At 64.6% G+C, this 13027-nt stretch carries 10 protein-coding genes; 2 read left to right on the top strand and 8 right to left on the bottom strand.

Annotated features, from left to right (window positions below):
* Positions 1 to 19: 19 nt before the first annotated feature.
* On the top strand, positions 20 to 889 hold the full coding sequence (locus tag MRBLMC3_RS15920; protein WP_363830371.1) for an NAD(P)-dependent oxidoreductase: 870 nt from the start codon (positions 20 to 22) through the stop codon (positions 887 to 889).
* Complete coding sequence (locus MRBLMC3_RS15915) at positions 886 to 2643, top strand: amidohydrolase (protein WP_363830369.1); 1758 nt, start codon at positions 886 to 888, stop codon at positions 2641 to 2643. Before MRBLMC3_RS15920 ends, MRBLMC3_RS15915 begins: the two co-directional genes overlap by 4 nt.
* Positions 2644 to 2688: 45 nt before the next feature.
* Here MRBLMC3_RS15915 and MRBLMC3_RS15910 read toward each other — a convergent pair whose 3' ends face one another.
* The 8 genes from MRBLMC3_RS15910 to MRBLMC3_RS15875 form a co-directional block, all read right to left on the bottom strand.
* The gene (locus MRBLMC3_RS15910) at positions 2689 to 4428 is read right to left on the bottom strand and encodes an MFS transporter (RefSeq protein ID WP_363830366.1); all 1740 of its coding nucleotides are present in this window, start codon (positions 4426 to 4428) and stop codon (positions 2689 to 2691) included.
* Positions 4428 to 5180: an FkbM family methyltransferase gene (locus MRBLMC3_RS15905; RefSeq protein WP_363737024.1), complete on the bottom strand. Its 753-nt coding sequence runs from the start codon at positions 5178 to 5180 to the stop codon at positions 4428 to 4430. Before MRBLMC3_RS15905 ends, MRBLMC3_RS15910 begins: the two co-directional genes overlap by 1 nt.
* Entirely contained in the window at positions 5177 to 6316 is a 1140-nt protein-coding gene (locus tag MRBLMC3_RS15900) for a glycosyltransferase family 4 protein (RefSeq protein ID WP_363830364.1), read from the bottom strand. The genes MRBLMC3_RS15905 and MRBLMC3_RS15900 overlap by 4 nt, the downstream gene beginning before the upstream one ends.
* Positions 6313 to 7626, bottom strand: a complete 1314-nt coding sequence (locus tag MRBLMC3_RS15895; protein WP_363830462.1) for a hypothetical protein — start codon at positions 7624 to 7626, stop codon at positions 6313 to 6315. The genes MRBLMC3_RS15900 and MRBLMC3_RS15895 overlap by 4 nt, the downstream gene beginning before the upstream one ends.
* Positions 7627 to 7628: 2 nt before the next feature.
* The gene (locus MRBLMC3_RS15890) at positions 7629 to 8381 is read right to left on the bottom strand and encodes a class I SAM-dependent methyltransferase (RefSeq protein ID WP_363830361.1); all 753 of its coding nucleotides are present in this window, start codon (positions 8379 to 8381) and stop codon (positions 7629 to 7631) included.
* Positions 8382 to 8515: 134 nt separating this feature from the next.
* Positions 8516 to 9649, bottom strand: coding sequence for a glycosyltransferase (locus MRBLMC3_RS15885; RefSeq protein WP_363830358.1), 1134 nt, complete (start codon positions 9647 to 9649; stop codon positions 8516 to 8518).
* A gap of 15 nt (positions 9650 to 9664) precedes the next feature.
* Positions 9665 to 10954: a sugar transferase gene (locus MRBLMC3_RS15880; protein WP_414714657.1), complete on the bottom strand. Its 1290-nt coding sequence runs from the start codon at positions 10952 to 10954 to the stop codon at positions 9665 to 9667.
* 175 nt (positions 10955 to 11129) lie between these two features.
* Entirely contained in the window at positions 11130 to 13025 is a 1896-nt protein-coding gene (locus tag MRBLMC3_RS15875; RefSeq protein ID WP_363830352.1) for an XrtA/PEP-CTERM system amidotransferase, read from the bottom strand.
* Positions 13026 to 13027 lie beyond the last annotated feature (2 nt).

Below are 13027 nucleotides of genomic sequence, written 5' to 3'. Positions count from 1 at the left end.
ATACAACTGATCGAGGCATATGGCTAAAATCGCGTTTATCGGCCTGGGCGTCATGGGCGGCCCGATTGCTGGGCATCTGGCGAAGGCGGGGCATGAGCTCACTGTCTATAACCGTTCCATCGGCAAGGCGAAGCGCTGGGCCGAGGCCTTTGGCGGGGCGGTCGCGGTCAACCCAGCCAAGGCGGCCGAGGATGCGGAGATCGTCATCAGCTGCGTCGGCACCGATGATGATCTTAGCCAGATCACCCTGGGCCGGGATGGCGCCTTTCGTTCCATGAAGCCGGGTGGCCTGTTCATCGATCATACGACGGTTTCGGCACGGATCGCCCGGCAATTGTTCGTGGAGGGGGAGAGCCGGGGGCTGCATTGCGTCGATGCACCGGTCACGGGCGGCCAGGCGGGGGCCGAAAGCGGCCGCCTGGCCATCATGTGCGGCGGCAGCGAGCCGGCAGTGGCTGCGGCGAAGATCGTGATGCAGGCCTATACCACCCGCATCGTCCATGTCGGGCGCGCGGGCGCCGGGCAGACCGCCAAGATGGTGAACCAGATCTGCATTGCCGGCGTTGTGCAGGGCCTGGCCGAGGCGCTGCGGTTCGCGCAGGCGGCGGAACTCGATTTGGGCAAGCTGTTCGAAGCGATTTCCGGCGGGGCGGCGCAAAGCTGGCAGATGGACAAGCATTGGAAGACGATGGCGGCGGACAGTTTCGATTTCGGCTTTGCGGTGGATTGGATGCGCAAGGATCTGGGGCTGGCGCTGGAGGAAGCGCGGGTCAATGGCGCCACCCTGCCGGTGACCGCGCTGATTGACCAATTTTACGCCGATGTGCAGGCGATGGGCGGCCATCGTCAGGACACCAGCGCGCTCGTGCGGCGGATCACGCGGGCATGACCGGCAACGTTGCCGGCTCTGCGCTTGCCCCCAGAAAAAAACGACCCGACGCCAAGCGATCCGGCATCGCAATCGCTGTTGCCCTGGCCCTGCCCTTCCCTGCCCTGGCCTCCGGCATCATCGACAATGTCAACGGCATCGCGCTGGATGCCAATGGCCATGTCGTCCGCTTCAGGGCGCTTACCATCGACGATGAGGGCAAGGTGGATAGGCTGCTGCCCGACCGCTATCAGGAACCGGAGCAGCCGCGCCCCCGGAAGCGGAAGAAGAACGAGCCGGAGCAGCCCCAGCCCAGTCGTCCCGACTTCAAGCTGGATGCCGGCGGGAAGACGCTGATCCCCGGCCTGATCGACGCGCATGGGCATGTGATGGGGTACGGCCTGTCGCTGATCACCCTGGACTTGTCAGACACGAAATCACTCGCGGAGGCGCAGGCGAAGATCAGGGCCTATGCCGCCGCCAATAGCGGCCGGAAATGGATCATCGGCACGGGCTGGAATCAGGAACTTTGGGGCCTGAGCCGCTTCCCGACGGCGGCAGAGCTGGACGCCGCCGTCAGCGACGTTCCGGTCTGGCTGGAACGGATAGACGGACATGCGGGCTGGGCCAATTCGCTGGCGATCAAGGCGGCGGCCGTCTCCGCCGCGACCAAGGCGCCCGCCGGCGGGCGGATCGAAATGGCCGCAGGAAAGCCGGCGGGCGTATTCGTCGACAAGGCGATGGACCTGATCACGCGGGTCGTGCCTCCCCCGGCGCCCAAGGACCGCGACATCGCGCTGGAAAAGGCGCAGCAGGCGTTGCTGCGGCAAGGCATCACCAGCATTGCCGACATGGGCACCGGCATCGACGACTGGCAGGCCTTTCGCCGTTCGGCGGACCGCGGCGCATTGCGGGTACGGATCATGTCCTATGCGCTCGGCCTTGAGAATATGGTGCTGATCGCCGGACCGGAGCCGACGCCCTGGCTCTATGATGACCATCTGCGCATGGGCGGGATCAAGCTGATCCTGGATGGCGCGCTCGGATCGCGGGGGGCCTGGCTCAAGGCCGACTATGCCGATGCGCCGGGGCAGCGTGGCCTGCCGATGATCCCGTCGACCCAGCTTCTCAACATCATGAGCAGGGCGGCGATGGACAATTTCCAGATCGCAGTCCACGCCATCGGCGACGCGGCCAACAGCGAAGTGCTGGATGCGGTGCAGGAACTCAGCGAAACCTACAAGGGCGACCGGCGCTGGCGCATCGAACATGCGCAGATCGTCGATCCGGCCGAACTGCCGCGCTTCGGCCAATATGGCATTGTCGCATCGATGCAGCCGATCCATCAGACCTCCGACTGGCGCATGGCCACGGCGCGACTGGGAGAGGCGCGGTTGAAAGGCGCCTATGCCTGGAAAGCGATGCTGGACAATCGCGTGCCGCTTGCCTTCGGATCGGACGTCCCGGTGGAAAGTCCCAATCCCTTCCCCGGCATCGCCGCCGCCATGACTCGGGAGGATGCGTCGGGCCAGCCAGCGGGCGGCTGGATGCCGGAGCAGCGGGTGAGCTTCGAGGCGGCGTTGGACGGGTTCACCAGGACGGCGGCCTATGCGGGCTTTGCGGAAAAGCGCTTCGGCAGTCTGGTGCCGGGACAGCGGGCGGACTTCCTGCTGATCGACCGGGATATCTCTACGTCCAGTCCGGCCGAAATTCGCGGGACACAGGTGCTGGAGACCTGGATCGGCGGCAAGCGGGTCTATGTGAAGGGGCAGTAGCCTGCCGTTGCAAACAGCGCGCCCGGCCACGGGCACGCATCGCCCTTACAACACATCTCCCGCCGCGTTGAACGCCTCATCCTCCGTCTCCGGCAACGGCGGCTGCACCGGCTTGTCGCAACCCTCTTCCTTCATGTGCGCGCGCAGCGCGTCCATGCGTCCGAGATTCCAGCGCGCCAACGGCACGCCAAGCGGCCGAAACTCAGCGCGATCGAACAACTCCACCACATAATTCCTGCAGAGACTGTCGACCTGCTCAAGCGTCAGCATGCCCAGGTTCATCACCATCGGCTTGCCCGGTACGCCATTGCGTCCTCGCACCAGGTCGGTCACATAAAGCCCGCCGCGCGGATCGACCAACACGACGTCGGCCCTGGATGCGTCGATCATCCTGTGGCTTGCCGCATAGGGCGCAACGAAGCTGTGCGTCCGCCACACCAGAAAAGCGCTGCTGAGCAAGGTCAAGGCCGTTCCCACGAATATGGGTCGCAGGGCGCCGGTACGGAAGCGCGCCCAGCCAAGGCCCGCCAACAGGCAGAAAGGCCCGATGAAGCCGTGGGCATAGCGATAGCCCCAGCCATAGCCCTGCGCCAGGGCGAGCGCGCATCCCGCGAAGCAGCCCAGCGCCAACGGCAGCGCGATCTCCTGCCCCCGGATCGCCTTGCGCCAGCGCATTGCGAACACGCCCAGAGTGGCGAGCGGCACCATCAATATATTGTTCCAGGCGGCGAAACGGCTGAGATTCACCAGCGGCTGCCAGCGGTCGCCCAGCCGTTCGAACAGGCTGCCCACCTTGTCCGCCACGCCCGCAGAAGGGCGCACGTCGGTGGGTTGCCCCAACACATGGGTCAGGAAGGCGGGCCAGAGCTTCGCCCAGACGATAACGATGGCCGCCAACACAAGGATGTGGAATATCGCGACCTTCCACCGCTTGCCCAGCAGCATCCAGAGAATGAAGGGCGCGATGAAGATCGGCGGGAAGTGCCATTGATGCAGGCCGGCCGCGATCAGCGCGATCGCGCCCGCGCTCAGATGACCGATCGGCCCACCGCGCAGCACCAGCGCCAGCCAGACCATGTTGAGCGCGAAATGCCCGGTCATGGCGTAGGGCGTCATCGCCGTGACCCATAGCTGAGCCGACGACAGCGCCAGCAGCATCGTCACCCAGACCGCATCGGGCCTGTCCGGGAAGAGGTGCAGCGCCACCCGCCACAGCGCGAACAGCCCGGCCATCAGCAGCACCGGCCCGGCCAGATTGGGGTCGCCCAACTGCCAAAACAACGCCTGGATCGCGCTGTTCACCGGCAGATAGGCTGCCGTCCAATAATCCGCCGCGCCAAAGGGAGAGAAGAATTCGGGCATGATCGCCCGGCGATAGGCCTCCCACTCCATCGGGATCGGGCGGGCCAGGAAACCCTCCCGCATGTAAGCGGCGGCGAAGCGGGCGACCTCCTCGTCGCGGGAAATGGAATAGTCCTGGAACAGCCAGTAATGGCCCGCCCATGCCACCAGACCGAATACCAGCACCAGCGGCACCATTGTCCGGGCGCGCGGCAGTGGCAGGCGCCAGCCCAGACCCTCCGCAAAGGGCGCGGCCAGCGTCAGCAGCAGCAACGCGCCAAGAAGCGCCGGAAAATCCTGGTCGAGGAACAGGATGACCGCCAGGCTGATCCCCTGCCTGTAGGTCACATGCCAGAGGAAGGTTGCGCCCAGCCAAAGCGTCAGCCCGATCGCCCCCGCAAGGAGCAGGCGAGTGGCACTGACCGGGCGCGCGGGAACGACCATCAGCCTTCCCGCGGCAACAGCGCCTGATTGACGAAAATCCCGTCCATCTCGACCAGAAGGGGAAAATGCCCCTTGTTGTTGGCGAAGAAGGCGGAGGGGAGGAAGCCGCGCTCCGCCACCCAGTCGATCATCGCGCGATAGCTGGTGCCACCCTCATAGATCGGCCGGACGCCGAGTTCCGTCTGCACGCCAGCCATGTCGCGAAGCACTTCGCCCGCACCTTCGCAGACGGACAGGTCATGCCCCTGGGTATCCATCTTCAGAAAGGGTCGGGCAAAGCCATGGGCGCGTTTCAGTTCCGGCAGCAGGCTTTCCAACCGGCGGCATTGCATGTCGACCGTGCGCGTCACCCTGTTGCGGTCGGCGAAAATGGCGTCCTGTTCCCCCGCCGGCTTCCTGAGCGAACTGAACTGGTCGGCCGCCATGATGTTGAAGCTGGCCATGCCATCGAAATCCGACAGGGCCATGTTGAACACATGCCATTGTCGGTCGGATGACGCATTCCGCTCCAGTTCGGAAAATATCTCGGGATTGGGCTCAAAGGACAATATCGTGCCACCGAAGCCCGCATCCTTGCGCAGCATCGTGGCATATTGACCGCGATTGGCGCCCACGTCGAACACGCAATCCACGGCAAAGGCGCCCAGGAAACGGCGCAGCGCCTGAATTTCCGGATATTGATGCACCCGCCCTGCCAGCGCCAGCCGCACCGCCAGCGCCCGATCACGCAGTTCCCGGATATAGCGGCTCATTTCCCGGTCACGCTGCGGTAGATGGCGATGGTGGCCAGGGCCATGTCCTTCCAATTGCCCATTGAATCTCCATAGGTCTGCGCCTGCGCGCCCAAAGCCTGCCTGATGGTCGCGCTTTCTACGAGGGGCAAGAGGGCTTGCGCAAGGGCGCGCGCATTGCCGGCCGGGCTTCTGACGGCCACTTCCTCCGGCAAGCTGGCGAACATGCCGACGTCGGACGTGACCATCGCCTTGCCATGGTGCAGGGCCGACAGGAAAGCGCCGCTGCTGTCGATATGTCGATAGGGGAAGACCAATATGTCCGCCTTTTTCATATGCGCGTCGAGCCGCTGTTCGGCAAGAAAGCCGAGATCGAGGATCAGTCGGTCGCCAAAGCCCGCAGCGTGGACGCTGTCCAGCAATGGGGCGATGTCCATGAAGGGCTTGCCCGCCAGAACCAGTTCGAAACCATGCCCTGCGCGCCAGAGCGACAGGCACGCCTCCAGCAGCAGGTCGACGCCTTTATACGGCCGGATAGTCCCGAAAAAGAGCAGGCGCGGCAGAACCGGGTCCGGTACTTGCGCCAGATCCTGCGGCCCGGCCGTTGCCAGTCGCATCGGCGGGTGCGGCGTCATATGGATGCGTCGGGGATCGACACCTTGACGTTCCAGCGCCTCCCTGGTCGTTCCCCCGTGCACGATCAGTGCATCGAACATGTCGAGCAGGCCGTGATACCCCCTGCCCTGCACCCCGGCATCGGCATGATAGGCATCGGCATTATGCACGGTGTGAACCAGTGCCGTGCCACCCTTCAACCGCCGCAGCATGATCCGGTCGGCAGGCGCGAGCGGCAGCCATTGCATATGCGCGACATCCGCACGCGTCAGCGGCGTCAGGTCGCCCAGCATGCAGCTCAGCCCATATTCCGCCGCCTTGAGCAGGCGGAAGGCCTGCCCTTCCCCCATGCGCAGGCGCAGAGCTTCGCTCCGACGGAAAAAGCGCGGCTCGTAACGATAGCCGTTCGGCGCAATCGCATCCGTGGCCCGCATCGGACGGCCAAGGAGGGCTACGTGCATGCCAGCCGCCGCCAGCGCCGCGCAAAGACTGTCGTCATAGCGTCCAGTGAAAAGCGACGGATCGCACATCGCGACCTTCATGCGCTCTTCCCTAGCAGATGCCGCAGGGAAAGGCCGTGGATGAACGCGGCGACAAACAGGGTCAGCGTGTAGAGGATCAGGAACAGCAGGTCGAACCGTTCCGGCGCGAATATCCTGGCCAACGGCACGCTGAGCAGCGAACCAGCGAGGAAGGGCAAGGACCGGCCAAGCAACAGCGTGAACCGTCCCAGCGCGCCTTGCACATAGACAGACACGCAGATCAGGGCTAGCGCCAGCAGCGCGCCGCCGATCAGCAGCAGTTCGACCCGGTCGATCGACGCGCGGCCATCGAACAGCTTTGCGAACAACCATTCGCCCAACAGGAGCAAGGCCGCCGAAGCACCGAACGCAAAGAAGAATGCCACCCCGAGCGCTCGCACCATCAACTGTCGCAGGCGACCTGTCTCCCCCGCATGAAAGGCGCGGGTGATGCGAGGTAATGCGGCCTCCACGGTCGCCCTGACCAGCATGGAAAGGGAACGCGACATCTTGAAGAAGAAGTCGAAGACCAGCATCGGCCGTGCATCAAGGGTTGCGGCGGCGATGGTGAAATAAGGCGCGTTATAGGCGAGGATTTCGGAAATGGTGAAGGCGGCCGAGGCGCCGATGTCCCGCAGATAATGGCGCCTGACATGGCCGCCACCGACCCCGAAGGACAGCCAGTGCCGCGTCTCCATGCCGAGGCGTCGATGCACCAGGGCGATGGCATAGCCGATCACCACCATACTGACGCAAAGTTGCAGAGCAACAGAGGCACGCGGGTCCAGTCCTTGCAGGATGAACAGCAGCAGCGCGATGGTCATCACCCGGCGCAGGCAATCCAGCGCTTCCCAGAGGAAATTGCCGTCCACCGCCGCAAGCGCCCTTTTGGCGAGCAGCGCGGGCAGGTTGAGACAGGCCGACAGGAAGAAGAGCAGGAAAAGCAGCGGCATGCCCGTGTGCAATCCGCCGATCGCCAGCGCGACCAGCAAAATCGCGAAACCGCCGAGGATCAGCAGGCCGAGGAAAAGGAACAGGACGCCCATTTCCTCCAGGCGGAAGCCCCCCGCCTCATCCTGACCCAAGCCCAGCCAATGCCGGCGCAGGCGGGCATAGATGATGCTGGTGAGGCCGAACTCGGCGGAAATGGTGAAATTGCCGAACGCGACCAGCAGCAGGAAGGACTGGAACTCACGCAGAGGCAGGGCGCGCACGAAGACATAGGTGACGGCAAAGCCCCAGACCAGCGTCAGCCCGACATTGGCCAGCTTGATAAGGGCAAGGATGCGCGCCGACCCCTCCATCCGGGCGAGCGCGCTGCCGGGCGGCATGCTCACCGGGCGCCGGTCGCGAGCGGCTTGCGGGCGCGGAACAGCCGGTCGTCCAGTGCATAAAAATACCGCGTATCAGCATCGATGGCGCTGGCGTCGATCTCCTCCAGATCAAAGCCCGCGCCCCGGATGCGGTCGGCAAAATCCAGGCCATATTGCCGCACATGGTCCCACTGGCCAAAACGCCGCTCGCGTTCGCGCGGCGGCATGTCGAAGCTGCCGTCCTCGGTCGGCCTGTCCCATAATGGCACGATCAACCAGGCTTCTCCACCGGGCTTCAGCGCGCGATGGATGTTGCGCAGCACGGCATGATCGTCGGGAACATGCTCCATCACATGGCTGGCGTAGAAGAGGTCGTAGCGATCGCTGGCATCAAGCGCCATCAGGTCGACGCGCTGCATGTTCGGCACATGGTAGCGGCCGGGATCGAGATCCGCGGGCGTATAATCGGCGGCGGTGGAAAAGCGGCGTACCAGACTGCCTTCATTCGGCGCCATGTGCAGCACAGCGCCCTGTTCCGGCACGGTCAGCACATGGCCCGCGATCAGATGGTTCATCAGCCGTTCGCGCGGGGAAGCGCCGCAGTTCGGACATCCCCATTCGGCATTGTCACCATAACGGAAAAATCCCACCACCGCCTGCCCGCAGGCCGGGCAGCCCCGGTTCGCCCGCGCGCCCAGAGCCCTGCGCACGGCCAACAGGCTGCGGGTCAGATGCTTGCCGGCGGCTTTCGCCACCCGCTGGAAAGTGATCACGCCTTGGCTCCAAAAAGCAGTTGGCACCGGCCTATACAATATGCCGCCATTTTGGCGAGCGATTCATTCCGTGCGCTGCTGATCCTTTGGCCCGTCGTCCACGCAGGGCGCACCAATGGGCGGGGAAGCACCGATCAGCGCGACTTGGCTGGATTCCAGATCGTCACGGTACGCCCCGTCATCGCCTTCACGACGCCCTGCAATGTCGCGAAATAGGCGATCACGATATCCACTATCGCCGCAAACGGTCCGCCCCTGGAACGCAGCCCCCGCCACAGGATGAACACGCCAGCCAGACCGCAGACCATGTAGAGCGTCGGCGAAATCCGCATCGCCAACGTTCCCGCCGCAACGATGCCCGTCAGGATAAAGATCCCGCCAAACCACCGCACGATCTTGCGCGAGGCATATTTGAATCTGTCGATCGCGCGCATCCGTCGCAACTGCGGCCGCAAATGGCTGTGGGTATGCCAGGCGCGGGCTGCAATGCGGACCTTACGGCGATATTCGTCACCGCGCGCCGCCACCAGCCTTTCGCGGGCGATCACGTCCTTCGCTTTCACCAGCCGCTTGCCCGCGAAGACGACCGCCATCGACACGGTCAGATCGTCCAGCACGCTGTCAGGGAATTCCGGATAAAGCGTGCGCCTGATGGAGAAGATCGAGCCGTCGGCCCCCAGCACATTGCCGGTGCGCGATTCCTCGTCTTTCAACCATTCCTCGATCCGCCAGTAGAGCGACCCGACCGAAGCTGTGGCGCTGTCCCCATCGCCCATATAGTGCAGCGACCCCAGCACGCCACCGATCTCCGGATCGGCATAACGCGCCAGCAGATTCTCAATCGCATCGGCGTCCAGCGTCACATTGGCGTCGGTGAAGATCAGCACATTGCCCTTCGCCCGCGCCGCCAGCAGCTTCATGCCATGCGCCTTGCCGCTGCGGCCCGGACCGCGCAGCAACGTCACCAGATCGCCCTGCGCCGCGATCAGCGCGGCAGTCTCATCCGAGGAACCATCGTCGAAGGCGAGAATTTCAAGCTTTGGGTAGCGCGCCTTCAGCATCGCCAGATTGGCCAGCTTTTCCGGCATCGCCCCTGCCTCATTATAGGCGCAGAAAAGCAGCGAGGCGGACGGCGCCGGCCCTGCCACCGGCTTTTCCGGCCGGGTGGGCAGCAGGCGCAGAACCAGCGGATAGAAGAGGAACGGCCATGCCACCGCCGTCAGAGACAACAGCAGCGCCAGGGTCGCGATCAGATCGGTCCGGTCCATCAATAGGCCCACCTCTCAATAAGCCTTGTGATGCACGAGCACGCCAATGGTCGCGACGATGATGCGCAGGTCACGCCAGATCGACCATTTGGTGACATATTCCAGGTCCGACTGAAGCCGGTCGATCAGATCCTGATGATCATCGGTAGAACCGCGATGACCGCGCACCTGCGCCAGCCCGGTCATGCCCGGCTTGATGCAATGCCGCTCCCAATAGCGCTCGTCCACTTCCCAATAGAGGCTGTCACCGGCCTTGGCGGCGGCGGCGTGAGGGCGCGGGCCGACGATGCTCATGTCGCCGCGCAGGACATTGAACAGTTGCGGCAGCTCATCGATGCTGGTCTTGCGCAGAAAACGGCCCACGGCCGTCACCCTATCGTCGTCGCGCGTGGTCAACTTGTCGGCCTTCCGGTCGCTTGCCTCCGTCCGCATCGAACGGAATTTGTAGATGTTGAACGGCCGGGCATCCCGCCCGATCCGCGGCTGGCGGAAGATGACCGGACCGGGACTGGTCAGTTTCACGGCCAGCGCAGCGGCGATCAGCACCGGGGACAGCGCAATGGTTGCCGCCGTCGCGACGATGATGTCGAAGAATCGTTTGATGAGGCGGTCGCGAAACTGGAACGGCCCGCCCGCGACGATGATCGTCGGCTGGCCGTCGAACTCATCCACCCGCGCGGGGGCAAAACGCAGCAGTTCCGGCACCACTATCTCGCCCCGCGCGGACAGGGACTTCAGGGCCACCGACCAGTCGTCCATTCGATCCATCGGGCAGGCGACGATCACCCGTTCCGCCATGCCGACGGCGGCGGCCAGCCTGGCGGCCATGTCGGCATCATGCCCCTTTGGATGCAGGCCGGCAGCGGCGGCCTCGATCAAATGCATGTGCGGACCGGTATCGATCGCCACCCCGTCCATGATGACCACGGTCAGATGCGGCACCTCACCCAGCAGATGGGCGCTCAGCCGCCCGATGGCGAGCCGCACGGTCGCCACGCCGGCCGCCGATATCCCCAACCCGACGATGAAGGTCAGACGCGAAAGCTGCTCCGCGATCTTGCCCAGATAGACGATCAACAGCATCAGCATCGCCGCCTGCGCCAAGGCCATCAACCCCTGGAAAATGCCGCGCCGCAGGTTTTCCAGCATATGGATGCCATAGGCGCCGCCCTGCACCCCCAGCAGCACATAGATCGGCGCGATCATCGCGAACATGACGATGCCGTGCGGCTTGCCCGGTTCGCCCAGCCATGCGCCCAGCACCAGATAATTGGCGAGCAGGAAGGACAGGAAAAGTCCCGCCATGTCCCCCAGCAGACACAGCAGGTACAGGCGCACCCGCAATATTTCCTTGGAGACTGTCACTTATGGACCCTGATCAGCTTGGCGTGTCCGTCCCGTTGGCACTGCTTCGCACGGCTTGCAAGGATTTGATCGGCCACCCGCCCGGCGCGCAGCCCCGTCATAGGGCGATCCCGCATCAGAGGCTGAACAATCGCATCAAAGCCTTGTCCAGCATCAGCAATTGCCACAGCAGCCGCCCATGATCGGCCAGCCCTGATTTATGGTCCGCCGCCGCCTTCCCCAGCACCCGCGGATCGAACCACCCCGTCCGGGCCAGAGCGGAGCCGCCCGCGATCGCCGTCGCTTCACCCGCCAGCGGGCCGCGAAACCATGCGCTGATCGGGGTCACGAAGCCCATTTTCGGGCGATAGAGTATGTCCTGCGGCAGGAAGGGCTCCATCGCCTTCTTCATCAGATATTTGCCGCTGTTCCCGCGAATCCTTTGCGCCACGGGCAGGCGGGCGGCGAACTCGACCAGCCGGTGATCCAGCAGGGGCTCCCGCGCTTCCAGGCTGACGGCCATGCTCATCCGGTCGGTCTTGGTCAGGATGTCGCCGGGCAGCCAGATGCGCATGTCCGCATATTGCGCGCGGTCGAGCGGATCGCGTGCCGGCGCCTGCGCCATCGTCCTGATATAGCGATCCTCCGCCCGATAGGCGCCGAGGCGGGTCTTCATATCCTGGCTGAACAGTCGCTGCCGCAGGGCATGGGGCGTCACCCCGACTGACGCGGCATAGGCTTCCCCGCCCTCCCCCGCCAGTTCGAGCAGGGTCGATTTGGCCCGCAGGGGCCGGGGAGCCCAGTCCGCCTTGGGATACCAGCGCCCCAGGGTTCCGAACAAGGGCTGCCGCACCGAAGCGGGGATCAGACCGCGCAGTCGCTCCCCCTGCATCTGGAAACGATGCCGCCGATAGCCGGCAAAGGCCTCATCCGCACCATCTCCGGAAAGGGCCACCGTCACCTTCTCTCGCGCCAGTTCACACACCCGATAGGTCGGCAGCGCCGAGGCATCGGCGAAGGGTTCGTCGAAATGGAGCGCCAATGTGTCGATCAGCCCATAATCATCCGGCGACACGATGCGGGTGCGATGATCGGTGGCAAAGCGCCGCGCAACCCTGTCGGCATAGGCGGTTTCATCCAGTTCCTTGACGTCGAAGCCGATGGTGCAGGTCCTGACCGCCTGTTTCGACGCCTCCGCCATCAGCGCGACGACGCTGCTGCTGTCCACCCCACCCGAGAGGAAGGCGCCCAGCGGCACGTCCGCCACCATGCGGGATCGCACCGCCTGCCGCATCAGCGCGACCAGTTCCTCCTCCAGCGCCTCCGGCTTCGCGCTGCTGCGATCGGCAAAGCTGATGTCCCAGTAGCGCTGCGGTTGCGGCAGGGGCCGGCCACGCACGATGCGGAGCGTCTCGCCCGCGCCCAGCTTCCGCACGCCGGCCACCATGCAGGCGTCATCGGGCACATAGCCAAAAGCAAGATAATCCTCGACCGCAGACAGGTCCGGAGCGCGCCGCAAAAGCGGATGGGCGAGCAGGCTCTTGAGTTCCGATCCGAAGATCAGGCTGCCGTCCGACAGCAGCGCATAATGGAGCGGCTTCACGCCAAGCCTGTCGCGCACCAGCCAGAGCGCCTGCGCCCGCGCATCGAACAGGGCGAAGGCGAACATGCCATTGAACTTCTCGACGCAGGCCTCGCCCCATTGGCGATAGCCGTGCAGGATGACTTCCGTATCGCTATGCGTGCGGAAGACATGGCCCTTGGCCTCCAGTTCGGCGCGCACCTCCCGGAAATTGTAGATTTCGCCGTTGAAGACGACGGCCAAGCTGTCATCCTCCGTCAGCATAGGTTGCGCGCCGCTGCCCAGGTCGATGATCGAGAGGCGCAGATGGCCCAGCCCAATGCCCGGCGCGGTCCAGATGCCGCTGTCGTCCGGTCCGCGCCAGGGCATGGCATCCAGCATCAGCCCGACCCGCGCCGGATCGACCGGCTTGGCTGTTTCAAGATGGAAAATGCCCGCTATTCCGCACATTC

This window comes from Sphingobium sp. LMC3-1-1.1, assembly GCF_040676285.1.
GTDB lineage: Bacteria > Pseudomonadota > Alphaproteobacteria > Sphingomonadales > Sphingomonadaceae > Sphingobium.
This window is presented reverse-complemented; position numbering and strand designations above follow the sequence as displayed.

Bases quoted from the DNA above. Each gene is read 5' to 3' on its own strand.
- MRBLMC3_RS15920 (WP_363830371.1), top strand. From the start codon at position 20: ATGGCTAAAATCGCGTTTATCGGCCTGGGCGTCATGGGCGGCCCGATT.
- MRBLMC3_RS15915 (WP_363830369.1), top strand. From the start codon at position 886: ATGACCGGCAACGTTGCCGGCTCTGCGCTTGCCCCCAGAAAAAAACGA.
- MRBLMC3_RS15910 (WP_363830366.1), bottom strand. From the start codon at position 4,428: ATGGTCGTTCCCGCGCGCCCGGTCAGTGCCACTCGCCTGCTCCTTGCG.
- MRBLMC3_RS15905 (WP_363737024.1), bottom strand. From the start codon at position 5,180: ATGAGCCGCTATATCCGGGAACTGCGTGATCGGGCGCTGGCGGTGCGG.
- MRBLMC3_RS15900 (WP_363830364.1), bottom strand. From the start codon at position 6,316: ATGAAGGTCGCGATGTGCGATCCGTCGCTTTTCACTGGACGCTATGAC.
- MRBLMC3_RS15895 (WP_363830462.1), bottom strand. From the start codon at position 7,626: ATGCCGCCCGGCAGCGCGCTCGCCCGGATGGAGGGGTCGGCGCGCATC.
- MRBLMC3_RS15885 (WP_363830358.1), bottom strand. From the start codon at position 9,649: ATGGACCGGACCGATCTGATCGCGACCCTGGCGCTGCTGTTGTCTCTG.
- MRBLMC3_RS15880 (WP_414714657.1), bottom strand. From the start codon at position 10,954: ATGGCGGGACTTTTCCTGTCCTTCCTGCTCGCCAATTATCTGGTGCTG.
- MRBLMC3_RS15875 (WP_363830352.1), bottom strand. From the start codon at position 13,025: ATGTGCGGAATAGCGGGCATTTTCCATCTTGAAACAGCCAAGCCGGTC.